The 26,191-nt window shown below is 39.8% G+C and carries 26 protein-coding genes; 21 read left to right on the forward strand and 5 right to left on the reverse strand.

From position 1 onward, the window contains the following. Positions 1–104: 104 nt before the first annotated feature. From ACWATA_RS10750 to ACWATA_RS10765, 4 genes are all read left to right on the forward strand, one after another. Positions 105–989, forward strand: coding sequence for a superoxide dismutase (locus tag ACWATA_RS10750; protein ID WP_098627470.1), 885 nt, complete (start codon positions 105–107; stop codon positions 987–989). 159 nt (positions 990–1,148) lie between these two features. Beyond that, positions 1,149–1,283: a hypothetical protein gene (locus ACWATA_RS10755; protein WP_473049829.1), complete on the forward strand. Its 135-nt coding sequence runs from the start codon at positions 1,149–1,151 to the stop codon at positions 1,281–1,283. 330 nt (positions 1,284–1,613) lie between these two features. Continuing rightward, positions 1,614–2,171 carry a 3D domain-containing protein gene (locus ACWATA_RS10760; RefSeq protein ID WP_014459735.1) on the forward strand — a complete coding sequence of 186 codons (558 nt, stop codon included), beginning with the start codon at positions 1,614–1,616 and terminating at the stop codon, positions 2,169–2,171. Positions 2,172–2,451: 280 nt separating this feature from the next. Continuing rightward, positions 2,452–3,939: a DHA2 family efflux MFS transporter permease subunit gene (locus ACWATA_RS10765; protein ID WP_028413037.1), complete on the forward strand. Its 1,488-nt coding sequence runs from the start codon at positions 2,452–2,454 to the stop codon at positions 3,937–3,939. A gap of 35 nt (positions 3,940–3,974) precedes the next feature. Here the strand turns inward: ACWATA_RS10765 and ACWATA_RS10770 are convergent, their stop codons facing one another. Further along, entirely contained in the window at positions 3,975–4,655 is a 681-nt protein-coding gene (locus ACWATA_RS10770; protein WP_033579243.1) for a DUF421 domain-containing protein, read from the reverse strand. Between the two features lie 158 nt (positions 4,656–4,813). Here ACWATA_RS10770 and ACWATA_RS10775 point away from each other — a divergent pair, with 158 nt between their 5' ends. From ACWATA_RS10775 to ACWATA_RS10790, 4 genes are all read left to right on the forward strand, one after another. Further along, positions 4,814–5,458 (forward strand): LytTR family DNA-binding domain-containing protein, encoded by a 645-nt coding sequence (locus tag ACWATA_RS10775; RefSeq protein ID WP_014459738.1) that lies wholly within the window; start codon positions 4,814–4,816, stop codon positions 5,456–5,458. Between the two features lie 131 nt (positions 5,459–5,589). After that, positions 5,590–7,104, forward strand: coding sequence for a succinyl-CoA:acetate CoA-transferase ScpC (scpC, locus tag ACWATA_RS10780; RefSeq protein ID WP_473049830.1), 1,515 nt, complete (start codon positions 5,590–5,592; stop codon positions 7,102–7,104). A gap of 118 nt (positions 7,105–7,222) precedes the next feature. Next, positions 7,223–8,185, forward strand: a complete 963-nt coding sequence (locus ACWATA_RS10785) for a quinone oxidoreductase family protein (RefSeq protein WP_028413040.1) — start codon at positions 7,223–7,225, stop codon at positions 8,183–8,185. Positions 8,186–8,289: 104 nt separating this feature from the next. After that, positions 8,290–9,066: an SDR family oxidoreductase gene (locus tag ACWATA_RS10790; protein WP_028413041.1), complete on the forward strand. Its 777-nt coding sequence runs from the start codon at positions 8,290–8,292 to the stop codon at positions 9,064–9,066. A gap of 16 nt (positions 9,067–9,082) precedes the next feature. Here the strand turns inward: ACWATA_RS10790 and ACWATA_RS10795 are convergent, their stop codons facing one another. Next, positions 9,083–9,865: an SDR family oxidoreductase gene (locus ACWATA_RS10795; RefSeq protein ID WP_251439960.1), complete on the reverse strand. Its 783-nt coding sequence runs from the start codon at positions 9,863–9,865 to the stop codon at positions 9,083–9,085. Positions 9,866–10,173: 308 nt separating this feature from the next. Between ACWATA_RS10795 and ACWATA_RS10800 the strand changes: the two genes are divergently transcribed. Both ACWATA_RS10800 and ACWATA_RS10805 read left to right on the forward strand, forming a co-directional pair. Further along, entirely contained in the window at positions 10,174–10,371 is a 198-nt protein-coding gene (locus ACWATA_RS10800; protein ID WP_048019147.1) for a hypothetical protein, read from the forward strand. A gap of 142 nt (positions 10,372–10,513) precedes the next feature. Beyond that, positions 10,514–10,786 carry a hypothetical protein gene (locus tag ACWATA_RS10805; RefSeq protein ID WP_045292176.1) on the forward strand — a complete coding sequence of 91 codons (273 nt, stop codon included), beginning with the start codon at positions 10,514–10,516 and terminating at the stop codon, positions 10,784–10,786. A gap of 29 nt (positions 10,787–10,815) precedes the next feature. On the opposite strand, the gene ACWATA_RS10810 is transcribed toward ACWATA_RS10805, so the two are convergent. Next, positions 10,816–11,052: a hypothetical protein gene (locus ACWATA_RS10810; RefSeq protein ID WP_013057410.1), complete on the reverse strand. Its 237-nt coding sequence runs from the start codon at positions 11,050–11,052 to the stop codon at positions 10,816–10,818. Positions 11,053–11,318: 266 nt separating this feature from the next. Here ACWATA_RS10810 and yjcZ point away from each other — a divergent pair, with 266 nt between their 5' ends. Continuing rightward, on the forward strand, positions 11,319–11,456 hold the full coding sequence (gene yjcZ / locus ACWATA_RS10815; protein ID WP_013057409.1) for a sporulation protein YjcZ: 138 nt from the start codon (positions 11,319–11,321) through the stop codon (positions 11,454–11,456). Between the two features lie 196 nt (positions 11,457–11,652). On the opposite strand, the gene ACWATA_RS10820 is transcribed toward yjcZ, so the two are convergent. Further along, on the reverse strand, positions 11,653–11,853 hold the full coding sequence (locus ACWATA_RS10820; protein WP_013057408.1) for a cold-shock protein: 201 nt from the start codon (positions 11,851–11,853) through the stop codon (positions 11,653–11,655). 282 nt (positions 11,854–12,135) lie between these two features. Between ACWATA_RS10820 and ACWATA_RS10825 the strand changes: the two genes are divergently transcribed. From ACWATA_RS10825 to pdxR, 3 genes are all read left to right on the forward strand, one after another. Continuing rightward, positions 12,136–13,836, forward strand: coding sequence for a pyruvate oxidase (locus tag ACWATA_RS10825; protein WP_473049831.1), 1,701 nt, complete (start codon positions 12,136–12,138; stop codon positions 13,834–13,836). 144 nt (positions 13,837–13,980) lie between these two features. Next, entirely contained in the window at positions 13,981–14,223 is a 243-nt protein-coding gene (locus ACWATA_RS10830; RefSeq protein ID WP_080754433.1) for a hypothetical protein, read from the forward strand. A 187-nt stretch (positions 14,224–14,410) separates the two neighbouring features. Next, positions 14,411–15,844 (forward strand): MocR-like pyridoxine biosynthesis transcription factor PdxR, encoded by a 1,434-nt coding sequence (pdxR, locus tag ACWATA_RS10835; protein WP_033579233.1) that lies wholly within the window; start codon positions 14,411–14,413, stop codon positions 15,842–15,844. A gap of 204 nt (positions 15,845–16,048) precedes the next feature. Here the strand turns inward: pdxR and ACWATA_RS10840 are convergent, their stop codons facing one another. Beyond that, complete coding sequence (locus ACWATA_RS10840; protein ID WP_013057405.1) at positions 16,049–16,249, reverse strand: cold-shock protein; 201 nt, start codon at positions 16,247–16,249, stop codon at positions 16,049–16,051. Positions 16,250–16,594: 345 nt separating this feature from the next. On the opposite strand from ACWATA_RS10840, the gene ACWATA_RS10845 reads away from it, so the two are divergent. The 7 genes from ACWATA_RS10845 to ACWATA_RS10875 all read left to right on the forward strand — a co-directional run bounded on the left by ACWATA_RS10845 (position 16,595) and on the right by ACWATA_RS10875 (position 26,181). Further along, positions 16,595–17,473 carry an NAD(P)-dependent oxidoreductase gene (locus tag ACWATA_RS10845; protein WP_098627197.1) on the forward strand — a complete coding sequence of 293 codons (879 nt, stop codon included), beginning with the start codon at positions 16,595–16,597 and terminating at the stop codon, positions 17,471–17,473. Between the two features lie 23 nt (positions 17,474–17,496). Beyond that, the gene (locus ACWATA_RS10850) at positions 17,497–18,291 is read left to right on the forward strand and encodes a GDSL-type esterase/lipase family protein (RefSeq protein ID WP_033579231.1); all 795 of its coding nucleotides are present in this window, start codon (positions 17,497–17,499) and stop codon (positions 18,289–18,291) included. A gap of 13 nt (positions 18,292–18,304) precedes the next feature. After that, positions 18,305–19,216, forward strand: coding sequence for an ABC transporter ATP-binding protein (locus ACWATA_RS10855; RefSeq protein ID WP_014459750.1), 912 nt, complete (start codon positions 18,305–18,307; stop codon positions 19,214–19,216). Continuing rightward, positions 19,209–20,189 (forward strand): ABC transporter permease, encoded by a 981-nt coding sequence (locus ACWATA_RS10860; protein ID WP_014459751.1) that lies wholly within the window; start codon positions 19,209–19,211, stop codon positions 20,187–20,189. The genes ACWATA_RS10855 and ACWATA_RS10860 overlap by 8 nt, the downstream gene beginning before the upstream one ends. Positions 20,190–20,586: 397 nt before the next feature. Beyond that, positions 20,587–21,033, forward strand: coding sequence for a DUF6376 family protein (locus ACWATA_RS10865; RefSeq protein WP_049164979.1), 447 nt, complete (start codon positions 20,587–20,589; stop codon positions 21,031–21,033). Between the two features lie 627 nt (positions 21,034–21,660). Next, the gene (locus ACWATA_RS10870) at positions 21,661–25,299 is read left to right on the forward strand and encodes a multifunctional 2',3'-cyclic-nucleotide 2'-phosphodiesterase/3'-nucleotidase/5'-nucleotidase (RefSeq protein WP_473049832.1); all 3,639 of its coding nucleotides are present in this window, start codon (positions 21,661–21,663) and stop codon (positions 25,297–25,299) included. A 285-nt stretch (positions 25,300–25,584) separates the two neighbouring features. Then, complete coding sequence (locus ACWATA_RS10875) at positions 25,585–26,181, forward strand: TerD family protein (RefSeq protein WP_028408239.1); 597 nt, start codon at positions 25,585–25,587, stop codon at positions 26,179–26,181. Positions 26,182–26,191: the final 10 nt, after the last annotated feature.

Genomic DNA, 26,191 nt, shown 5'->3' on the forward strand with positions numbered 1-26,191 from the left:
TGCTTTTTTATGTCGAATTTTCTACCTCAATAGATACAAGTAGGAAGTTATGTTGCTTTTTCTTTTGAATATGATAGTGAAGATGAGGTGTAAGGAGGGGAAGTATGGCCGATCAAGATGAGAGAAAAAGATACTTGATGGAAGTTCAGACCTGGCTTGAACAAGTATGTGATCCTGTATTTGAAGAAGCCTTTACAGAAGTAGATATAACGTCATATATCACGCGCACGCAAGAAGATGTTCTTGAATATTTAAGTGAAGAAGATGTGAACGAATATACGTTAGAAGAAATCAATAATGCGGTACGGCACATTGATAAAATCTTAAAAGAGCGGCTTGGAGACGACGGCAGGGAGAGGGAATCGATAGCTCCGGGGCAGCATGAGCTGCCGCCGCTTGGCTATAGCTATTCAGCTCTTGAACCGTATATTAACCGGGAAATTATGCGTCTTCATCACAGCAAGCATCACCAAAGCTATGTCGATGGATTAAATAAAGCAGAGCTCATGCTGCAGCAAGCCCGTAACACAAACAATTTTGACCTCATAAAACATTGGGAACGGGAAGCTTCTTTTCATGGCTCCGGTCATTACTTACACACAATCTTTTGGGAGATTATGAGTCCAGAAGGAGGAGGACGACCGAGGCGCCAGCTGCTGCAGCAGCTTCAAAAAGACTTTGGCAGCTATGAGAAGTTTATGATGCACTTTTCTCAAGCCGCTAAAAAAGTAGAAGGTGTTGGCTGGGCAATCTTAGTATGGTCGCCGCGTTCGCGAAAGCTTGAAGTTCTGCAAGCTGAGCGCCATCAGCTTCTCACGCAGTGGGATACGATTCCGCTGCTTGTATTAGACGTATGGGAACACGCATATTATTTACAGTATAAAAATGAACGTGATCCCTACGTTGATAATTGGTGGAAAATCGTTTATTGGCCGAATGTAGAAAAAAGGTTTGAGGCAGCCAGAATGCTTCAGTGGCAGCCGTATTAACAAGTATTGCAGGTATTTTAATTTCAAATAAAAAGGCTATGATAAAAGCATTTTAGTTGAAGGGAAATCCGAACGATGAATTGAGATTCTTGATGGAGAATCCAACGCGTTCGGATTTTTTATTGTTATCGCGGTGATATATGTATACGCTTCTAGCAGTTGATTGGAGGGCAAGACGAAGACTCCTGTAGAAATAGTGGAATAGATGAGACCCCGCAGGAGCGCAAGCGAAGAGGAGGCTCATCGGCCACCCGCGGAAAGCGAAGTCTTGCACGGAAATCAACTGCGGTGTAAAAAGTGATTTATATTAAGATCCTTTAACGCATTTATTAATTTTAAATAAACTATGTTCTAAATAACCAATTTAAAATAAAGTCTAAGCCTCTAGAACCAGTGAAATGTTACAAATGAAATAATCCATTATAAATGTGTGTAAATGCACCGTCATATACCTAAATATGTATGTTTTCGAAGAGTATAGGTGATTAATTTACTAGTTTAAAAGGAAGAATATTTATTTTTACTGTAACTAAACTATCAAACTATTGACATGTTACTGAAATATAACTGTAATATTCATGTGTTATTTTTTATGTATTGGTAGATAAAGGGGAAATCAATTACATGAAAAAGACAATGATTACGTTCAGTTTAGTTCTAATGTCACTGTTCGGAGTGGCAAGTGGTGCATCAGCTGCAACAAATACATATACAGTAAAAAGCGGAGATTCGCTATACAAAATTGCAAAGACATATAAAGTATCGGTTAGTCAGCTGAAACAGTGGAATAACTTAAAGTCAGACAGCATTCATCCGAAACAAGTATTAAAAGTATCTCAAGTAAAATCAAGCACGCCTGCTAAAGCAGCGCCTGCGAAGTCTTCAAACGTTGTGAAAGAATTTAAAGTAACAGCAACAGCGTACACAGCGAACTGCAAAGGCTGTAGCGGAAAAACGGCGATTGGAATCGATTTAAAAAAGAATCCAAATCAAAAAGTGATTTCTGTCGATCCAAAAGTGATTAAGCTTGGTTCAAAAGTATACGTAGAAGGTTATGGCACGGCAATCGCAGCTGATACAGGCGGTGCGATTAAAGGAAATAAAATTGATGTTCTTCTTCCTTCTCAAAAAGAAGCGTTAAAATGGGGAAGAAAAACGGTAAAAGTTCAAATCTTAAAATAAGTATTCCTTAAAGAAATGAGAGCCTTCGTTGAAAGGCTCTCATTTTTTTCTTCATTAAAGGGCAAGCTACTTTATATATACTGATGGAAAAGTTTTACGAAAATGATCATATTTGTTGACAAATATTTCGGAAACGGATATATTTATCCGGTATATAATTAAGTTCATTAAATATTCGTGACATAAATTAATAGAATGAACATATAAACTATATTCTTAACCTGTTTGTCATCTGAAGATTTACATACAGATAATTTTAAAAGGGAAAGGTCTTGTTAAAATGAATACACAAACACAACAGTCCGATCAAGCCCGAACTCGGTCTATTTTTGGCGTAATGATAATGGGAGCGCTCGTCGCTTTTTTAAATCAAACGCTAATTAACATTGCGCTTCCGCAAATGATGGATCATTTCCATGTAACGGCGGCTACGGGGAACTGGTTAACAACCATCTTTATGTTAGTAAACGGAATTGTTATTCCAATTACAGCATTTTTAATGAATCGATTTACGACAAGGCAGCTGTATATTACAGCAATGGGTCTGTTTACAGTAGGAACACTCCTTTGCGGTATCGCACCGACATTTTCTGTTATTTTAGTGGGACGCGTCGTGCAAGCTGCAGGAGCGGGAATTTTATTTCCGTTAATTACAAACGTTATTTTCACGTTATTCCCGCCTGACCGACGCGGTTTTGCGATGGGGATTTTTGGAGTAGCCATGAACTTCGCACCGGCAGTAGGGCCGACACTTTCTGGTTTAATCGTTGAGCACTACTCATGGCGTGTTTTATTTTTTATGATGTTTCCAATTGCACTTATCAACGTAATTGCGGCTATTATTTTGGTGAAAAACGTAACGGAAACAAGCCGACCTAAGCTAGACGTGCTTGGCGTTATTTTATCAACAATTGGATTTGGCGGCTTGCTGTATGCGTTCGCTACGGGCGGTACAAAGGGGTGGACCAGCACCGAAGTGTTAGCCATGTTTATTGTAGGCGGTATTTCGATTCTGTTCTTTATTTTCCGTCAGTTAAAAATTGATCAGCCGCTTCTTGAATTCCGTATTTTCCGTTACCGCATGTTCACGCTGACAACAATTATTAACGTAATTGTGACGATGGCAATGTTTTCAGGGATGATTTTAATGCCGATTTATATGCAAAACGTACGCGGCTTTTCACCGTTTCTTTCAGGCTTGCTGCTACTTCCTGGGGGAATTGTAATGGGGATTATGTCTCCGATTACAGGAAGGCTGTTTGATAAGTTCGGCGCAAGATGGCTTGCTGTTATTGGTTTAGCAATTACCGTTGTGACAACATATGAATTAACAAAGCTTGAAACAACCACAACATTTATGTATGTCATGATTGTCTATACTGTTCGTATGTTTGGGATGTCACTGCTTATGATGCCGATCTTTACAGCTGGATTAAATGAGCTTGCGCTTAGCTTAAATAAATACGGTACCGCGATGGTTAATACGCTTCGAATGGTTGCCGGAGCTGTAGGAATGGCGTTCTTTGTATCCATTATGATGAATCAAGGTGAAAAACACGTGAAAAACATCGTAACGAATCAGCAAATTTTGCCGACAGATAAAGGCAGTATGGCTGAAGCTGTGAATCAAGGTACAGCAATGGGTATTAACGATGCGTTTATGATCGCAACGATTTTAAGTGTGATCGCGTTTGTTTTAGCCTTCTTTATTCGCAAAACATCACCAAAAGAAGATACCATTACAAATCGTGTAAAAAAAGCAAGCTAATAAAAAATCCGTGCCTTATATGGTACGGATTTTTTTTATGAGTTAAATTTATCTTTTTTATAGTCAATATAAAGCGATCCGTCCGACTGAACCTCAGCATAAAAGACGTCATCAATTGATTTGACTCCGGCTTTTTCGAGCTGCTTATGCAGCCAGTTATGATCTACGTGCAGGTCCTTCAACGCATCTTCATTCGCTTTTCCGTCGTAAATAACGCCAGTTGAAGTGGGAAATAAAAGCGTTTTTGACCACGCGTTTGGCTTTTTATCTTGTTTTTGCATAACGGAAAGATTTCCATTGATTTCTAATATGGCGTATTCGACATCTTTTATGGAAAATACGTTTTGCTGCCTCAGCATGCCTAAAAGAGATTCAATATCTAGCCGCACTTGTTTTAACGCCTTTTCCATCACTTTTCCTTGCTTAATCACAATTTTAGGCTCACCGGTAATAAGATGCCGTGCTTTTTTCGATTTCATTCCAATATAGCCCATAGCGATTGTTAAAAATGTCCATCCTAGCAGTGAATAAACTCCTTTATCAATCTCTACTCGCTTATCAGTGGAAAGGGAAGAAGCAATATTACCAATCGTAATCGCCGTAATAAATGTAAATACATTTAACTGGCTGATTTCTGTTTTTCCCATGAGCCGCGTTAAAAGAAGCAACACAAAAAATGAACAGGCGATTCGAAACGTCGATTCAGCATAGCCCATACATTTCACCCTTCCTTCATTTCATTGTTTTATGTTGTGAAAAAATAGAAATTTTATGCAGTTAAAAGGATAAATTCCATGCTTGTCTCCCAATCGCTTTTGCTTTTGCGCTACAATAAAGAAGCAACGTGTTTAACTAGACAAAAGAAGGTGAAACCATGAAACCATTTAAAGCCTCAGCCCTACTAGATGTTATCAGTGAATTGTTCTCCGATGAAGCGTCGATTGCCGTTTCAGATCTAGAAACGTACGTGTATTACCGAGCAAGCAAACGAATTAATTTGAAAATCAGCCCTGGAGATCAAATAAAAAAAGGAACGATTACATATAAAGCATTAGAACGAAAGCAAAAAGTATCGGAATTTATTCACCGAGACGTGTTCGGCACACCTTACTACGGCATGGCCGTGCCTTTTTTAGATGAAGGAGATGTTCAAGGATGCGTAACGGCGATTTTTCCTGCGTTAACGAGCGGAAAGTCAGTTGTGACGTTAAAGGTGAACGAAGGATGGATACCGGTTCCTTTCTCAAAAATCATCTACGTAGAAGCGCGTGACCGAAAAACCTATGTGTACGCACAGAAGTATACGGGTACGCATAAATACACGTTAAATGAATTTGATTATGTGCTTCCAAAAGAAGAGTTTGTGCGCTGTCATCGTTCCTTTATCGTCAATGTGACACAAATTCAAGAAATTTACCCTGATACACATTCGACTTTTTTATTAGTGATGAACAATGGAGAAAAAATTCCGGTCAGTCAGTCGTACGCCAGTTATTTTCGAAAGCTGCTTGGGTTTTAACCGTCATTTAGCTTCATTATCATCAAATATGCTGTTTTGTCGCTATTTTTGTCCATTTCATTCCAAAAACTCTTGTGGACGCTTTCTTTACAGTAAAATGGTAAAAAGAGCAAAAACAAGGAGTGAAGAGAATGGAAAACGTACGTAATCGAATTAAGCATGAAGCATTACAGAATCGCGTTGTCTCTGCTGAAGAAGCAGCGTCTTGGATTCAAGATGGAATGACGCTTGGTCTAAGCGGTTTTACACGCGCGGGCGATGTCAAAGCTGTGCCGTTTGCGCTAGCGAAACGAGCGGAAACTGAGGCAATAAAAGTCAGCGTGTATACCGGTGCTTCACTTGGGTCAGATGTGGATAAGCTATTTGCAGAAAAAGGCATGTTAAACAAACGCCTGCCGTTTCAAGCGGATCCGACGATGCGTAAAAAAATTAATGAAGGTGAATTTCAGTTTATTGACCAGCATTTATCGCATACTTCTGAATGGGTGCGTTCAGGCGTGTTAGATTCAATAGATTTCGCTATTTTGGAAGCGGTTTCTATCACAGATGACGGAATGATGATTCCAACAACGTCAATCGGCAATTCAATGGTGTTTGCCGAGCATGCAAAATCAATTATTATTGAAATAAACACAGCGCAGCCAGAGCTGTTAGAAGGTATTCACGATCTGTATGATCCGGGCGCTCAAGGAAAGCGAGATGCAATTCCTTTGAAAAAATCCGATGATCGTATTGGTTCGTTAGGCATACCAATTGATTTAGATAAAGTAAAGGGTATTGTGTTTACAAATCAGCTAGATTCACCGTCTACAATTGTAGCACCTGACGAAGAAACGGTTGTGATGGCTCAAAATTTGATTTCATTTTTACGCCAAGAAATTAAAGAAGGGCGATTAACTGAATCGCTTGCTCCTTTACAATCTGGAATTGGATCCGTGGCAAATGCCGTTTTCCACGGTTTGTTAGATTCTGAGTTTCATGATTTAGAAGTATATTCCGAAGTATTGCAGGACGCCGTGTTTGATTTATTTGACGCAGGAAAAGTTACGTTTGCTTCCTGCTGCTCAATTACGCTTTCAGCAGATAAAATGAAACAAGTTTTCTCGAATTTTGAAGCCTATCGAGGTAAACTTATTCTTCGTCCGCAGGAAATTTCCAACCATCCCGAGATCATTCGTCGTTTAGGGCTGATTTCAATTAATACCGCGCTAGAACTAGATATTTACGGAAACGTCAATTCCACACATGTGATGGGAACAAAAATGATGAACGGAATCGGAGGCTCAGGAGATTTTGCCCGAAATGCGCGCCTTGGTATTTTTGTAACAAAATCCATTGCTAAAAACGGTGATATTTCAAGCATAGTGCCGTTTGTTTCGCACGTTGATCATACGGAACACGATGTGGATGTCATTGTAACAGAGCAAGGATACGCAGACTTACGCGGACTCGCTCCAAGAGAACGAGCAAAACGCATTATTGAAAATTGTGCCCACCCAATGTATCGCGATCAGCTTATGGCGTATTACGAAGAAGCGCTCACGCGAGGCGGCCAAACACCGCACGTTCTTGAAAAAGCCTTTTCTTTTCATGCGTCTTATCAAAAAAATGGAACAATGCGAGAAGTTGTAGCGCAAACAAAGTAAAAGAACGCTTTGTCTCATGAGGAGACAAAGCGTTTTTTGCTGAGTAAGAAACTTGTGTTTGTTATCTCGTTGAATTACGATGAAAGGGAATACATAAAGAAAACGAGGTAACTTATATATGAAAGCATTAGTATTTGAAAGATTTGGAGGACCTGACGTTCTTCACTATCAAGATATACCGAATCCCTCTATTGGACCAACAGATGTACTAGTAAGAACAAAAGCAATTGGACTTAATTTTGCGGATGTTTACCGAAGAAAAGGGAACTATCACTTAACGGGTACACCTCCATATATTTTAGGATATGAAGGAGCAGGTGTGGTAGAAGAAGTAGGAGCAGAAGTAAGTCACGTTAACGTAGGAGACCGCATTGCGTTTGCTGACGTTCCTTTTGCAAATGCAGAGCTTGTTGCCGTGCCACAGGATAAAATAATTGCTGTACCTGACGATATTTCGTTTGATGCAGCTGCTTCTGTGCTTTTGCAAGGGTTAACGGCTCACTATTTAACACAAGACAGCTACAGCATTCAGCCGGGTGATTATGTACTTGTTCACGCAGCTGCTGGAGGTGTAGGGCAGCTTTTAGTTCAAATTTCTAAGCTATTAGGCGGGCAGGTTATTGGCTTAACGTCATCTTCTGAAAAAGCAAAAGCAGCGGCTCAAGCAGGGGCTGACTATGTCTTTTTATACGAAGATAACTGGGTGGAACAAGTGAAAGAAGTAACGAAGCGAGGCGCAGATGTTGCCTACGAATCTGTAGGGGTTACGCTAGAAAAAAGCTTTGAAGCCGTAAAAACAGGAGGAACCGTAGTGTTTTACGGAATGGCAGGAGGCGATCCGGCTCCAGTGGATCCGCGTATGCTAATGGATACCTCTAAAACGCTTACAGGAGGAGATCTGTGGAACGTGCTTGTATCTTATGAAGAACGCAAAGTACGCTCACAGCAGCTGTTTGAGTGGATCAGCAAAGGTCAGCTTGTGCTAACTGATCCTGTGGTATTTGACTTAAAAGACGGGGCGAAAGCACATGAGCTTCTTGAAAGCCGAAAAAGTACAGGTAAAATTTTGTTAAGACCGTAAAAGAAAAGCCCTTTCGTCAAGGGCTTTTTTCCGTTAGTAAAGGAGAAATCAAGGAGCTGTCTAATATATATAGTAGAGAAGTAGAGTAAAAGAGGTGAAGGTCGATGAAACATGCATTAATTACGGCAGGTCATAAAGGTATTGGCAAAAAAGTAACAGAACAGTTTCTGAAAAAGCAGTATTCCGTTACCGTCCATTTTCGCAGTGATAAAAATAAAGTGCGAGAACTGCAAGAAGAATGGCATCAATATAGTGATAACGTACAGTTTGTAGAAGGAGACATAACAAATAAAGAAGATATTGAATATGTCGTTGCGCAGGCTATGGAGCGGTTTGGACGTATTGATGTTTTAATTAATAATGCAGGTCCGTATGTATTTGAAAGAAAGAAATTAATAGAGTACACAGACAGTGAATGGTATGAAATGGTGGAAGGGAATTTAAGCTCTGTTTTTCACTTTGTTAAAGCTGTTGTTCCTATTATGAAAAAGCAGCAGTTTGGAAGGATTATTACATACGGTTTTCAAGATGTAGAGCATACCCCTGGATGGATGGACCGCGCGGCTTTTAGTGCCGCTAAGTCAGGGCTGGCTTCTCTGACCAAATCGCTTGCTCTAGAAGTAGCCGAATACGGGATTACGGCCAATATGGTCTGTCCCGGAGATATTGTAGGAGACATGAAAGAAAGTGATATCATAAAAGCAAGATTACTAGAAGACAAGGAAACGCCTGTGGGCCGATCAGGTACGGGAGAAGACATTGCGCGTATTATTGAGTTTCTTTGTGATGAAAACTCAGATATGATTACAGGCAGCATTATATCTGCTTCGGGTGGAGTAGACGTTGTTCATAAAAGCAAAAAACAAGCCCCTGGCAGATAATGCAGGGGCTTGTACGTTACAGCAGCGATTCTCCGCCGTCAATAAACATTTCACTTCCGGTAATATGTTTGGACGCGTCAGAAGCTAAAAAGGAAATTAAATCTGCTACTTCTTCAGGCTTAGCCGAGCGTTTAGCAAGCGGCTGATTGCCGTTTGGATATTCAATTGGAATCGCGACTTCTTTTAATTTGTCTTCTTGACGGAATGTATTGCTTTCAATATTTGTATCAACTGCTCCTGGACAAATAACGTTAACGCGTATTCCGTATGTAGAAAGTTCAAGAGCTGCCATTTTGCCGAAGGCCATTTGGCCAGCCTTTGAGGAACTGTATGCGCTCATGCCGATGTTTGAAAATGTACGGTTGCCGTTAATCGAGCTAGTAATAATAACGCTTCCTCCCTGAGCTTTTAAATAAGGAATAGAATGCTTCACGGTTAAAAAAGTACTCGTTAAATTTGTATCAATTGTTTTTGTCCAATCTTCTGGTGATAGTTCTTCAATAGAAGAAAACGTACCGTTGATGCCTGCGTTAATAGAAACAATATGTAATTGACTCCATAAGCTGCTAATCGTTTCGATACTTTCTTTTATACTTTCAGAGTCAGATACGTCTGTTTTAACGGCTATACACTCTCCGCCGCTCGCCATGATGGTCTCTTTTACTTCGTGTAATTTTTCTTCCTCTAAGTCTAAAAGAGCAACGCGCGCTCCTTGTTCAGCTAATGTGATGGCTGAAGCGCGTCCAATTCCAGATGCCGCTCCCGTCACAAGCGCAACTTTTCCAGTTAATGCAATCATTTGTAACCCCTCCATATAAAAATGTTGTTTCCTTTCTTTAACCTATAAGAAGGAAATGAAAACCTCTTTTAAACTATTTGTGTTTAAATTTGCTAAAAGATGCCAAAAGGAAAAGAGAAAACAGCGGCGAATTATTAATATGACGCCAGAACACGAAAAAGGCTAAGGTCAAATGAGCTTGCTTGAGTAGCTAAAGATATACTCTGTCTTTTCAGAAGAATGTTTATATAAAATTTTACATCAGAGGGACTTGCAAATCGTTCCTTGAAAGCTTACACTAGTAAAGCACAGAAAAAGGACGGTGTTTTATGAAGAAGAAAGATAATGTAATTCCATTCCCGCAAAGAAGGGAAGCAGCTGCTTATGTTCCTGCTGCTATTAGCTTAGATAAGGATATTGTGGAGTTTTTAGAAATTATGAATTTTGAAGATCGAAATGATTTTTTAAATGAAATGATTGATTCATTTTTTAAATATGTAAAAGGTGAAGAAGACGAAGTAAGATAAAAAGTAACGTAAAGACATCCAAAGAGATGTTTTTTATTTTGTGACCAATTGCTTAAAATGCATGCTTAAGCCTCGTATAGTTATTTATGGTATAGTATACATTAGATACTATCTAGCAGGTGCAAATGCGAGGAGTGATAAGATGAGTGGATTTAAAAAAGACATTCGTGCCGGATTTGAAGAACCACACTCACTAGAACAATTAAAGCATGAAATGGAGCAAAGCCTGTGGAATTTAAGAAAAGATTTGCGAAATGAAAATCGTTCGGAAACGGAAATGGAAATGATTAAAATTTCGCTGCTGTCACTATTTGAGGAGCAGGCCAATAATTTGAGCAAAACGGAGCTCTCTGATTACCTTGCGGACTATCACAAAAGAGTCGAGCAATTATTCGACAGGTATAGCTATAAATAAGACAAGCATCCTTGTGGGGATGCTTGTTTTTATTTGAGCAAAATTCGCTTGTATTCGTTGCGTTTCAGAGGTTTGGATACATATCCGTCAGCTTCTAGCTGATAAATAATGGTGGCAGCTGCATATACGCTAAAGGCATGATCAAGACCAAAGTAGTCTTGCAAGGCGGCGACGCTCACTTCCTCTTGAAAGATTTTACTGCGGTTCGATAAGACAATAGGGTAGACGTTTTTAACGATTTGCTTTGAAATTTCGAGTGTTAACATATTGAATCCCTCCTGTGTGAGTGTACATAACTAAAGGTATTCAGCGCATTGTACATTCATGAAAAAGGGAGCGATTACATTTTTAAAAGATAAAGAAAAGAGGAGTAAATGCCCATAAAATCAGATATTTTATCACTTTGTGGAACTTGTTTGAGAAGCTCAGTATTTTAGTGTATGACAAACATTTTCAAAAGTTCTATGGAATTATTAGGAGCAATTTAACTAAATCCACATATCTTAAAGTATAGCAAATGGAGGTGAAACACATGGGATACTACGGAGGTTACGGATACGGTTGTGGTTATGGCGGCGGTGGCTGCGGCGGCGGTTTCGCTTTAATCATTGTACTTTTCATCTTATTAATCATCATCGGCGCTTCTTGCTTCGGCGGCGGCTGGTGCTAATTATTAAAAAATGAGGACGATGCAACATCCACACTTTATTTCTTTAACTATTTCTTCCACAAAAGGTCTCTTCGGAATGAAGAGACTCTTTTAGTTTACTATTTATAATAACGTGTATAAACTACATGTTAAAAAAATTTATGCGTAGCTCTACATAAAAAAAAGACTCTGACTGAAATCAGAGTCTTTTTACTACTTATGCTTTTTGAACGTTAGCAGCTTGAGGTCCGCGTTGACCTTCTTCAACGTCGAATGTTACAGCTTGACCTTCGTCTAAAGATTTGAATCCTTCGCTTTGGATTGCTGAGAAATGTACGAATACATCGTCGCCGTTTTCGCGCTCGATAAATCCGAAACCTTTTTCTGCGTTAAACCATTTTACTGTACCTTTTTCCATGAATGTTGCCTCCTCGTGTGCTATGCACACATTGTATTACTATCCTTGCTCATGATCAAAATCTTTAAGACGAAAGTATTCACCTATCGATTGTTGCCGAACAAAAATAATTCTTCTTATAGAATAGCAAAAGATAATGATAATTGCAAGGAATGAAGAAAATTTAACGAAGATGTTGCCTTCTTTTAACGAAAGAAAACGAAAATTATACGGCTGAAAATAAGTAAGAAAGAGCGTATCAGGTCACACTATCTCTATATATAAGAAGAAAGGGGTAGTCATATGTTTAAACAAAAAGCTGGAGAAAAACTGATTGAACTGCTAATTGAATGGGGCGTTGATCATATTTACGGCATGCCAGGAGACTCCATTAATTCAATTATTGAACCGCTTCGCAAAGCCCAGGATAAAATTAAATTTATTCAAGTAAGGCATGAAGAAGCGGGAGCTCTCGCAGCAGCTGCATATGCGAAGCTAACGGGTAAAATCGGTGTATGCACGGCTATTGCCGGACCGGGAGCAATTCATTTACTAAATGGCTTATATGATGCCAAATTAGACAAAGCGCCCGTTTTAGCACTTACGGGGCAAGTAGAATCAGATCTCATCGGCAGCGATGCGTTTCAAGAAATTAATTTAGAGAGAATGTTCGATGATGTGGCTGTATATAACCAGCGAGTCATGTCCGCTGAGCAGCTTCCGACTGTTGTTAATCAAGCGATTCGAACAGCGTATGCTAAAAAAGGTGTGGCTGTGTTAACCATTCCCGATGATATTCCTCGTTTCGAAGTCGGATCAGAAGTACGAGAAACATCAAGCATCACTGTCAAGCAAGACATTTTTCCCCATAGAGAAGATCTTGAAAAAGCAAAAGATTTGATTGGTAAAGCGGAAAGTCCGGTTATCCTAGCCGGTCGAGGCACACATGAAATGAGAGAAGAGCTGCTTGCATTTGCAGAAAAAATCGCAGCACCGATTGTTCTTACGCTTCCTGGAAAAGGAGCAATACCGGATGAGCATCCATATTGTCTCGGAGGACTTGGATTAATAGGGACAAAGCCAGCGTATGAAGCAATGCAAGAAGCGGATACGCTCATCATGATTGGGACGTCCTATCCGTTTACAGGCTTTTTGCCAGACCATGCGAAAACGATTCATATTGATATTGATCCTGCACAAATTGGCAAAAGATATCCTGTAGATGCGGGGCTTGCAGGAGAAGCGAAAGCAACGGTTCAGTGGTTTTTAGAAAATGTGGGCCGCTCAGAGCATCGCCAGTTTTTAGAGCAAAGTCAAGAACGTATGAAAAAGTGGTGGAATCAACTTGATAACCAAGAAGCCAAAGAAAGTGTACCTATCAAGCCTCAGCGAGTGATTCGAGCGCTTCAGCACGTAGCGGATGATAACGCGGTCTTGTCTGTAGATGTAGGAAACGTCACAGTATGGATGGCGCGTCATTTTCGGATGACAAATCAGCAGTTTGTGATTTCAAGCTGGTTAGCCACTCTCGGATGCGGGCTGCCGGGCGGAATTGCTGGAAAAATTGCTTATCCCGAGAAGCAGGTGTTTGCGGTGTGTGGAGACGGCGGCTTTGCGATGACAATGGCTGACTTTATTACAGCTGTTAAATACAATCTTCCGCTAGTCGTAGTGCTATTTAATAATCATAAAATCGGCATGATTAAATTTGAACAAGAAGTAATGGGAAATGCTGAATTTGGGACAGATTTAACAAACCCGAATTTTGCTAGGTATGCAGATATCTGCGGAGGTGTTGGCTACCGAGTAGAAAAGGAAGACGAGCTGTTGCCTGCTTTTGAAAGTGCAGTTAGACAGAATAAACCGTGTATTATCGATGTAATCGTTGATGCAAACGAAGCGCCTATGCCAGCAAAAATAACGCTTGGGCAAGCAACAGGGTATGCCAAGCACATGGTGAAAGAATTGTTTCAAGAAGGCAAGCTAGATTTACCGCCTTTATAAAAAAAATAGGCTGTGACGAAAGTAATTTAGTTGAAGAAAGATCCGAACGATGAATCGAGATTCTTGATGGAGAATCAACTTCGTTTGGGTTTTTTTTATTGGCATGGTGAATGTAGTTTTCATGTATTTCGTTGCTTCTAGCAGTTGATTGGAGAGCAAGGCGAAGACTCCTGCGGGAAAAGCGGAATAGGTGAGACCCCGCAGGAGCGTATGCGACGAGGAGGCTCACCGGCCGCCCGCGGAAAGCGAAGTCTTGCACGGAAATCAAATGTGGTGTACCAAGCAACCCATATGAGCTCATGTATCCCATTTGTTCGTCTTCAGATTGGACTGGTGTGGTTATGTCTCAATCTCTTTTTCATGGTGAAATTCATTCAATATGATTAACTATAAAATTATTATGTAAACTAAAATACCTAAAAATGAAAAATAGCTACTATTATAATTTTTGATAAAGTGGATGAGCAAAAAAACACCGAATTGGATGGTCTTTTTTTATAAAACTGCTTTAAGATAAGAGAGATAAAGGATAAACTACTAATTAAGAAAGTTTAAATGTAAGGACTGACGCCGCATGAACTGGAGACCAGATCGCGCTAGCAAAAAAGCGATTTATAAACAAATTGCAGAATATATTGAAAGCTGTATTTCATCGGGAGCTTTTCCACCGGATTCTATGCTGCCATCAGAACGAACGCTTGCCGCTGAGCTCAACGTGAACAGAAGCACGGTAGTAGCTGCTTATGAAGAGCTGCAGGCACTTGGAATCGTAGAACGTAAAAAAGGAAGCGGCACGCGAGTGAGTTCGAGCATCTGGGGAATTTCCCGAAAACGTATTCCAAACTGGGGGAGATATGTAGAAGACGGTTCATTTTTGCCTAATTTACCGCTCGTACAGCGAATCAGAAGCGAGGCTTTGCGAACAGATTTTGTGAACTTAGCCAGCGGAGAGTTAGCTCCTAGCTTATTTCCAAGCGAAGATTTTCAGCAAATATTAGCGGGCATGCCTTTTAATGAACATTTAGGCTATGATCATCCCCACGGCAATGAACGTTTGCGTGATGCTATTGCTGCTCATGTTTATGAGTACCGGAAAATCTCCACTGACTCCAATTCTATTCTAATTACATCAGGTGCACAGCAAGCACTTCATTTGATTGTGCAGTGTTTGTTAAAACCAGGGGATGCAGTAGCGATTGAAGATCCATCCTATAGCTATTCACTGCCACTTTTTCAATCAGCAGGTCTACGAACGTTTTTACTGCCTGTAGATAAAAATGGAGCCAACCCGGACGACTTAGTAGAATTACATAAAAAGCATCGCATTCGAATGGTTTTTTTAAATCCGTACTATCAAAATCCGACCGGTATTGTGTTATCAGAAGCGCGCCGAAAGCGGTTTCTAGAGCTTTCTTCAGAATACGGCATTCCGCTTATTGAAGATGATCCTTATTCACTCACGGCATTTGATGGCAATGTACATCAAACGCTGAAATCGATGGACGAGAACGGAAACGTCCTCTATATCAGCTCGCTTTCTAAAATTGTTGCATCAGGCCTTCGAATCGGCTGGATAGTGGGGCCGGAGCAAGTAATTCAGCGCCTGGCAGACGCTAAGCAGCAAATTGATTTTGGTCATAGCATCTTTCCGCAGTGGATTGCTTATCAATTCTTAGATTCTCCTACGTTTTCTTCTCATATTGAAAAGCTTAGACAAGAGCTCAAAAAGCAAGAGTATGCCCTGTCGTCGAGTCTGAACGAATTGCTTGGATCAAAAGTATCTTTCGATTCGCCTCAAGGCGGGATTCACTTATGGTGCAAAGTGAATCAGCCGGTCGATGACTATCGTCTATTGGAAGAATCGCTTAAAAAAGGAGTGGCCTTTGTCCCAGGAAGCGTGCTGAGTTCTCAAAGCGGAGCTATTCGCTTTACGTTTGGCAGAGGGGAAGAAGAGGTTATTCGAGAAGGAATTAAACGATTTGCGAGCGCCCTAGAGAGTCTGGAATAGCTATAAACATAGGTAAACGTGCTGGATGAAAGTTTTATTTTATTATTTCGTATAGATTGTTATGATCTTGTGCTATACTAAGAGTACCATTAACTTTACTTCTGTATTTGTACCGACTGGCCCTGTTGAAAAACAGGGCTTTTTTATGTTTGTACACAAAAAAACAGATCCCTTAAAGGATCTGTTTCTGATATGTTGTGTTTCTTATGCTTTTTGAACGTTAGCAGCTTGAGGTCCGCGTTGACCTTGTTCTACGTCAAATGTTACAGCTTGACCTTCGTCTAAAGATTTGAAGCCTTCGCTTTGGATTGCTGAGAAGTGTACGAATACATCGTCTCCACCTTCGCGCTCGATGAATCCAAAACCTTTTTCTGCGTTAAACCATTTTACTTTACCTTGTTCCATAATTGTTGCCTCCTCGTGCGGACTCGCACATTGTGGTACTATTCTTGCTCAAATCTAAAGACGAAAAGTGACAATACTCATACATCCCCACCGAACAAAAATAATTCTCTTATATCTTAGCAGAAATTTCCTATGCTTGCAAGCGCTTTATTTAAAAACTATCCGTATTTTTTTGACAAGTTTTTCATAAGACACGTCTAAAAAATGTCACATTTTGAACATTTTAGAAAGGCTATTCTTTGTATTCGCTTTTACTGTAGTTATATAATAATGAAAATATGGTTTTTCTAAAGGTAGAAAACAAGTATAAATGTACATACTGAGCGCTGAAATGGAGTGGTAAAGATGAAAGTGGGTTTAATTGGTTTAGGAAATATGGGATTACCGATGGCGGAAAATATGATAAAAGCGGGTCATGAACTTGTGATTTATAACCGAACTGCTTCAAAGGCGGAAAGTCTTGTGAAAAAAGGAGCAAAGGTTGTAGAGACACCTGCCCAAGCAGCACAAGAAGCGAATCTTGTCTTTACGATTCTTTCCAATGACGAGGCTTTAGAAGAAGTAACGATGTCACAAGACGGTATACTTGCAGGCCTCCAAGAAGGCGGTATTCACGTTTCTGTGAGTACTATTAGCGTAGATTTGTCCGAAAAATTAACAAGCGCACATGCTGCATCAGGACAGCATTTTGTTGCAGCGACCGTTTTAGGGCGCCCCGACGCAGCAGCTGCTGCGGCTCTCAAAGTAATAGTTGCAGGTAATAAAGAACCAAGAGAGCACGTTTGGCCGCTGTTTGAAGCGATTGGTCAAACTATTTTTACTGTAGGAGACGAGCCTTACTTATCAAATGTAGCTAAGCTTGGCAATAATTTTTTACTAGTATCGATGTTAGAAGCTGTTTCTGAAGCAGTAGTCATGGTAGAGCAGTACGGGATGCAAGCGGAGCAGTTTCTTGAAGTGGTTAATAGCTTATTTGCATCTCCTGTGTATAAAAATTACGGCAATTTAATTGCTAAAAGAGACTTTGATCCAGCCGGATTTAAGCTGGAGCTTGGATTAAAAGATGTAAACTTGGCTATTGATGCAGCCAAAAAAGTGTCCGCGCCGCTTCCGTTAGGAGAGCTTGTGAAAGGTCATTATGAACAAGGAATTGAAAATGGCTGGGGTCATTTAGACTGGTCGGCGTTACTAAAAACAGTTGAAGCTCTAAAAAAAGATAACTAAAAAGACGAAAAGGAGTGCAGCCAGTGAAAGCGAAAGGAAAGTGGGTATGGATCGTATCCTTTATTTCAATTATTTCGTGTCTGCTGTTTGCAGCAGGGCTTGGAATGTCTATTTATGATTATGTTAGCGCCTCAAAAGCTACTGTAAAAGAAATGCCAAAGCCGAAGCAAGAAACAAGCAGCAGTAACAAAAGTACCAAAAATTATACGATTGTTGCTTTAGGAGATTCACTGACAAGAGGAACAGGAGACGCAGCGGGGAAAGGATACGTTGGGTATTTAAAAGATAATCTTGAAGAAAAAACGAAGAAAAAAATCCTCTTAAGTAACTTTGGAATAAAAGGTCAAACGTCTTCGCAGCTAGCAAGTCAAGTAAAGCAGCAGCAAATTCAGCGACAGATTAAGTCTGCAGACACCGTGCTGATTACGATTGGCGGAAATGACTTATTTCAAGGTGGACAAACGCTGCAAAACTTAAATAAAAACAATATTCAAAAGCTAGAAAATGACTATTTAAAAAACGTAGACAGCATCTTAAAAAGCATCCGTTCGGCAAATAAAGACGCGACGATTTTTTTAATTGGTTTGTATAATCCGTTTAGTAACCTGCAAGATGCAAAAACGACAACGGCTATTGTACGAGAATGGAATTATAAAAGCAGCGAATTAAGCGCTAATTATAAGCAAACTGTTTTTGTTCCGACCTTTGATTTGTTTCAGTTAAAGGTAGATGACTACTTATATACTGATAAGTTTCATCCGAATGCAAAAGGCTACAAGCTGATCGCAGAACGTGTAGCATCGCTTATTACGTGGTAAGGGAGGGAATGATATGAGTGAAGTAACACTTTCCGTAAAAGGACTGAGAAAAGTAATAGGAAAACGTGAAATCATCAAAAATATTGATTTTGAATTAAAAAGAGGCGAAGTGTTCGGTTTTTTAGGACCCAATGGAGCCGGTAAAACGACAACGATTCGAATGCTTGTCGGCTTGATTCGCCCGACGGCTGGTTCCATTTCTATCTGTGGATACAGCGTATCGAAGCAGTTTACAAAAGCGATGGAGCATATCGGCTGTATTGTTGAAAATCCTGAGCTGTATCCATACTTAAGCGGCTGGGAAAATCTGCAGCATTTTTCACGTATGATTCCTTCTATGACGGAAGAACGCATTCATGAAGTTGTGGCATTAGTTGGCTTGCAAGAGCGCATCCACGACTTAGTTCGCACATATTCGTTAGGCATGAGGCAGCGTTTAGGAATTGCGCAAGCGCTTCTCGGAAAACCAAAAGTGCTCATTTTAGATGAGCCAACGAACGGACTCGACCCATCTGGGATTCGGGACATGCGTAAATTTATTCGCTTTTTAGCTGAAAGTGAAGGTCTAAGCGTCTTAGTATCGAGTCATTTGCTGAGCGAGATTCAGCTGATGTGTGACCGAGTAGCGATTATTGCAAAAGGAGAAGTTATTCACACAGAATCGGTGAAGACCCTGTTAACTCAGCAGGAGCGCTTACTGTGGAAGCTAGATCCGCAGCCAGCGGGAATAGACGTCTTAAAACAAGTGACGGACTTTGTGCAAGTGCAGGGAGAATATGTCACGACGTTTTATGAGGAAGCTGAAGTGGGAGAGTGGAACAAACAGCTCATTCAAGCAGGAGTAACGGTAAAAGAAATGAACCGAAAGCTTCCGACTCTTGAAGATTTATTTATCGAAATGACAGGAGGCGAATCGATTGATTAGTTTGGTTCAAAATGAAATGATCAAGCTCGTTCGAAAAAAGCGCCTGTTAATCGTTACCCTTATTATGGGCGTTTTGATTTCCATGTTCACCTATGCTCAGCTTCGCGAAACGCAGCGCCTTCAAGAAAAGCTAGGAACGACCGATTGGCGCAGTACGCTGCAGCAAGAAATTATCGATACGCAAAACCGGCTGAGCGGAAGCCAAATTTCAGATGATTGGCGCAAGCAGCTTGAAATTCGCGTGGCGCAGCAGCAGTATTACTTAGATAACGATATTAATCCTTCGGAACCAGGAGCCCCAACGTTTGTGCGAGGGTTCATTGAAAACGCCATTCAGCTTTTGCTGCCGCTAATGATTATGATTATTGCAGCGGATTTAGTGTCTTCAGAATACAGCTTGGGCTCCATCAAGGTACTGTTGACGAGGCCTGTGAAACGGTGGAAAATCCTGCTTAGTAAATACATCACGCTCGTCATGTCCGTCTCGTTTTTAATTTTAATGTTTGGCGTTTTGTCGTATCTCATTTCTGGCGTTGTATTTGGATTTAAAGGCTGGACAGCGCCTATTCTTACGGGATTTAGCGTGCAGGGCAATGATTTGAATACAGCGGACGTTCATTTAATTTCGCAGTGGAGATATATTTTAATGGAATTTGGCCTTGCTTGGTTTGTATCCCTGGTGGTTGGAACGCTTGCTTTTATGCTGTCCGTTTTAATTAAAAGTACGGCTGCTGGTATGGGGGTGATGCTTGCTTGTTTGATTGCAGGTACGATTTTAAGCAGTATGGTTTCTTCGTGGAATTCAGCTAAGTACTTGTTTATGGTCAATTTAAATTTAACTTCTTACCTGCAAGGCACAGCTCCTCCGACTGAAGGAATGACACTAGGATTTTCCTTAGGTGTTTTAACCATTTGGGGACTTGCCGGGCTGCTCGTGTCGTTTCTGGTATTTACCAAAAAAGATGTGTATTAATTCCATATAAGTTGACGATAATCAGGAACATACGTTATGATTGTGTTAACAAAAAATGCTGTTTTGCTCAAAGGGGAGTAGCTCTTGCAGTAAAGTCGTCATTTCGAGATTATTATCTCCGGCTTTATTGACAATGCAAATTGTTAGCGAGACCTTTGCCAATGTTGCCATTGGTAAAGGTCTGGATACAAACACCTTTACCACATATGGTAAAGGTGTTTTTTGTTATTTCAAAAGAAGAGAGGAGCTTAAAAATGTCAAAACTATCGAGACTGTTAAAAAGCCCCGCTGTAAAAAAAGGAATAAAAAAAGCTGTACCCATTATTATGAAAGAGTTAAAGAAACGAAAATCGAAAAGAAGATAGTAGAAAAGAAAATAAGAAAGGTTGAGTGCTAAGTGAAAAAGTGGATGCTAGTCATGTCAACTGCTGTTCTCTTTATGGTCGGCGGCTGTTCTTTTCTTGAAGATACAAGCAGTACGTTGAACTACGCAAACGATGCGAAAGATTACGTGAGTGAAGCTCAAAAGTTTGCTGAAGAAATACCGCCTCTAGCGGAAAAAGCTGTTAATGACGATGAGGCAATAAAAAAGCTCGAGCAAAAGCTGCAGGAAATGAAAGGGAAAGCCGAAGAATTTAATCAAACCAAAGCTCCTGACATCGCTTCTGATGTGCACGATCAGCTTGTTCAGCAAAACGAAAAAATCATTAGTGGAATTGAAGCGTATGAAGCCAATATAAAGGATGGCAGCTTCAATCCAGAAGCGCTAAAAAACAGTGAATTGTTTCAATCAATTCAAGATGTATCAAGTATTATGAAACAAATTAAAGAATTAGGTCAGTAAAAAAACAAACCTGGGACAAAAGTGTGCTAATTGAAGAAAATCCGAACGATGAATCACGATTCTTGATGGAGAATCAACTTCGTTCGGATTTTTTTATTTGTAGGGTGAACGTAGGTTTCATGTGTATAGATGCTTTAGATTGGATTGATATAGTAGGTATGCCTTATAATTCAATCTCGTTTCCATGTTATAAATGTAAAATTATATAAATATATCTATTTATTAGAAGGAAAAACCTTCTCTTTCTTTTTTATATCTACGAAATTTTGTTAGAAGCTGTGACAAACTTAATGTCTGCTTTTCATATCCTATGTATAGTACATATATACACACCGCTTGAAATAAATTTTTTTTGAATGAAAAGAGAACGTGGGAACGTTGATGCATTGGGTAATAAGACTCATTTAAAAAGGAGGGTTCATCCAATTAATAAAAACTATAGTCCTTTGTTTTAAAGAGAGAAACTAAAAAAAATTTTTCGGTTTACAAAAAGTTAATAAAACGCATACAAATGGTTTACTAAAAAATCAAAAAATTTACATCCTTTATAAATCTTTTCTGCTATACTATTTTTGAACAGTTGCTAGATTTATAGCGATGATAACTTACTTGAAAGGTGAATGGTAGATGAAAAAGAACAAACGCAGCAAAACGAAGAAAATACTAACTACATCACTGGCACTTTCTTTATTATCAATGCCGCTTCTAACTACACAGGCAGGAGCAGAAGAACGTCACCCTGGACAAAGCTCACAGCAAAGCAAGCATCAAGGCCACAATAAAAAAGATGCGCTTGTGAATATACGCCTGATGGAAACAACTGATGTTCATACGAATCTATTAAACTATGATTATTTCAAAGACGCCCCTTATGAAAAAGTAGGTTTAGCTAAAACCGCTACCTTAATCAAAAATGCTCGAAAAGAAGTAAAAAACAGCTTATTAGTAGATAACGGAGACCTCATTCAAGGAACGCCTCTAGGCACGTATAAAGCCAAGATTAACCCGCTGAAAAAAGGTGAAGTTCATCCTGTATTTAAAGCCATGAATCAGCTGGATTACGATATTGCAACACTTGGAAATCATGAGTTCAACTATGGATTAGACTTCTTAACAGAAGCGTATAACGACGCGAACTTTCCTTACATAAATGCCAATGTTTACGTTGATGATCATGACAACAACCCGAAAAACGACAAAAATAAATTTACGCCGTATAAAATTATGAATAAAAAAGTCGTCGATGAAAATGGAAAGAAACGAACGATTAAAGTTGGTTTCATTGGCTTTGTGCCTCCTCAAATTAACGATTGGGATAAAGCAAACCTTGATGGAAAAGTCATTACAAAAGGCATTGTGGAAACAGCCAACAAGTACATTCCAGAAATGAAGAAAAAAGGCGCGGACGTAGTTGTCGCGATGGCTCACTCCGGGTTTAGCAGCAACAAGCAAAACACGGAAGATGTCATTTACTCATTAAGTGAAGTAAAAGGCATTGATGCTATTACGTTTTCGCATACGCATAAAGTCTTCCCTGCTAAAACGGAAGCTTCGCTAGACGGTTTGTTCCTTGGAGCAGATAAAAAGCCTCTTCCTGGCGTTGATAATGCAAAAGGAACAATCAACGGCGTTCCGGCTGTCCAAGCAGGTTACGGCGGAGGGTCACTTGGCTTAATTGACTTAACGTTAAAAGAAGAAAAAGGAAAATGGAAAGTAGTAAACTCTCAATCGTCCACGCGTGAAACGTATAAAGACGTAAAAGACGCGTCAGGGAAAACGGTTACGCAAAGTACGGTAGAACCGGATAAAGGTGTTGTTAAAGCAGTTCAAAAAGATCACGATGCAACGGTTAAATATGTGAACACACCCATCGGTAAAACGACGGATGATATTCACAGCTATTTTTCTCTTGTGAAAGATGATCCCTCTATTCAAGTTGTAACAAATGCACAAAAAGACTACGTGGAAAAATACGTTTCTCAAAACAAGCCGGAATATAAAGACCTTCCGATTTTATCAGTGGGAGCCCCTTTTAAAGCAGGAAGAAACGGCGTTGATGAATATACGGAAATTAAAAAAGGTGACTTAACGATTCGAAGCGCAGGCGACCTGTATCTATATGACAACACGTTAAAAGCGGTCAAAGTAAAAGGTTCTGTGGTAAAAGACTGGATTGATATGTCTGCCGGTAAGTTTAATCAAATTACACCGAACAAAACAGAAGAGCAGGAATTATTAAACCCAAGCTTCCCTGTTTATAATTTTGACGTCATTGACGGCGTTCAATACCAAATCGACGTGACAAAACCAGCAAAATACGATGTGAATGGAAACGTGATTCACGCAGATTCAAGCCGAGTTGTTAACTTAACGTATAACGGTAAACCAGTTGACCCGAATCAAGAGTTTATCGTTGTGACAAATAACTACCGAGCTGGCGGAGGCGGAAACTTCCCTGGTCTAAAAGGAAGCGAGCTTGTGGTGGATTCAGCGGATGAAAACCGTCAAATTCTAATGGACTACATCACCGAACAAAAAGAAATTACGCCGACAGCTGATGATAACTGGTCCATTGCACCAATTAACGGAACGGCTAACGTGACGTTCACAAGCTCACCGCGCGGAGAAAGCTATTTAACTGAAGGAAGTAACATTACGTATACAAATAAAACGGACGACAAAGGATTCGGCATTTACAAAATTAATTTAAACGGCGAATCAAAAGATAATACAAAGATTCAGCTGTTAGGCATGAACGACCTTCACGGTCAGCTCGATACAGATACAAAAATCAATTCAAATGGCCAATCGCTGTTAGCTGGAAATATGAAATATACAGCAGCAGCTATTCGTAAACAAGAAGCTGAAAATCCGAATACGCTTTTAGTTCATGCAGGAGACATGATTGGCGGAAGTCCGCTAGTTTCAGCGCTGTTTCAAGACGAGCCAACGGTTGAAGTGATGGAATCGCTTGGATTTGATGTAGGGACGCTTGGAAACCATGAGTTTGATGAAGGTATTGCTGAGCTTCACCGTATGATTGAAGGCGGAGACCATCCAAAAGGAACAAAAGGATACGACGGCATGAATTTCCCGGTAGTAGCGTCAAATGCTTATGATACGTCAACTAATAAATTAATTACAGAACCTTATGCAATAAAAGAAGTAGGCGGCAAGAAAATCGGCTTCATCGGCGTTGTAACACAAGAAACGCCAAGCATGATTGTTCGTAAAGGAAATGAAAACTTAAAAATTACGGACGAAGCAGAAGCAATTGATAAATACACGGCAGAGTTGAAAAAGCAAGGTATTAAAGCCATTGTGGTACTTGCTCATAATCCATCTAATCAAAATGGAACGTCTACCGAGTTTGATGCAGCAGATATCGCTAAAAAAGTTGACGATGAAGTTGACGTGATCTTTTCAGCTCACAATCACGTATACAACAACAAAGTAGTAGATAACAAACTAATCGTTCAAGCTTATTCATACGGCTCAGCGTTTTCTGACGTAGACGTTGAAATTGATAACACGGGTGACATCGTGAAAAAAGATGCAAAAATTGTGACCGTATACCAAAAAGACTATACGCCAGATCCTGAAGTTTCAAACATTATGAAAAAGTACGAAGATTTAGCAGCGCCTATTAAAGCACAAGTGGTTGGGAATTCATCTACAGATTTGGCAAAAGGCTATCCTTCTAGCGGAGCAACAGGTGATATCGCGCTTGGAAACTTAATTGCTGACGGTATGAAAGCAGAAATGAACGCTGACTTTGCGTTAATGAATGGCGGAGGCGTTCGTTCACAGCTTGATGCAGGTGACGTGACATACGGTGATTTGTTTGCGATTCAGCCGTTTGGCAACGTCTTAAATAAAGTAAAGCTAAGCGGAGCGGATTTAGAAACGGTGTTAAACAATCAAATTACCTCATCCGGACTAGATTTCCATATTGCAGGCTTTAACTATACGTGGGACAGTAGTACTAATAAAGTCGTCGATATCACGCTTCCAGATGGAAGTAAAATCGACAAAGAAAAAGAATATACGGTAGTAGTCAATAACTATATGTATGGAAATGAAAAATACGGGATTGGCGCACTTTCTTCAGATATGGAAGTGGGACCAGAAGATTTACAAGCAACGGTAAACTATATTAAAACACTTAAGAGCCCGTTTGAATACAAAGCTGAAGGTCGTATTCAAAACGTGGCAGCTGCTAAAACAGCTGAACAGCAAGAACCGACTTTAAAAATAGCTCAATAAGCTAAAAAAGGCTGTCTCATAACTCGGATTTCCGGTTTAGAGACAGCCTTTTTTTAATAGTTTAACTTAAATTTTAAACTCTCAGTCAATGAATTTACGTTATAAAACATAGCTTAATTTTTGAAACAATCACCAAATTGTGGTATTCTCTCCATAAGAAGACTTACGTAAACGTTAAAAATAGTATCAAAGATTTCACTATTTTTTCATTTATCTACGCTATTATGTAAAGTTATATAGAACCTGTAAAAAAATGTGTTCGCTATAGTAAAGGAGTAAATAAACGTGGCTATTAATCTACAAAAAGGGCAGAAAATTGATTTAACAAAGGGAAGAGAAGGGTTATCTTCTATTACGGTTGGATTAGGATGGGATCCTGTAAAAAAACGCAGCTTTTTTGGTTTTGGAGGAAGCGGCCCAGAGATTGACTGCGATGCGTCTGTTCTTATGCTCAATTCGAACGATAAACTTGTAAGTAACTCAGCCGTTGTGTATTTTGGGAATCGTCATAGTAACTGTGGAAGCGTCAAGCATTCAGGCGATAATCTTACCGGAGCAGGTGAAGGGGACGATGAACAAATTTTTGTTAATTTAAAAAATGTTCCTGGAAACGTACATAAACTTGTGTTTGTAGTCAACATCTATCAGTGTGTTGAGCGAAACCAAGATTTCGGTATGATTAAAAATGCTTTTATCCGTGTTGTGGACAGCGCTAAAAACGAAGAGCTTGTACACTTTAATCTATCTGAAGATCATTCAGGAGCAACAGCTTTATTTGCAGGTGAAATTTATCGAGACGGAAAAGAGTGGAAGTTTTCAGCAACTGGAGATGCAACGAGAGATACTGGATTGGCTGAAATTGCAAACAAATATACAAAATAAACAACTAGAA

The sequence above is a fragment of the Priestia sp. USM5 genome (assembly GCF_058323215.1).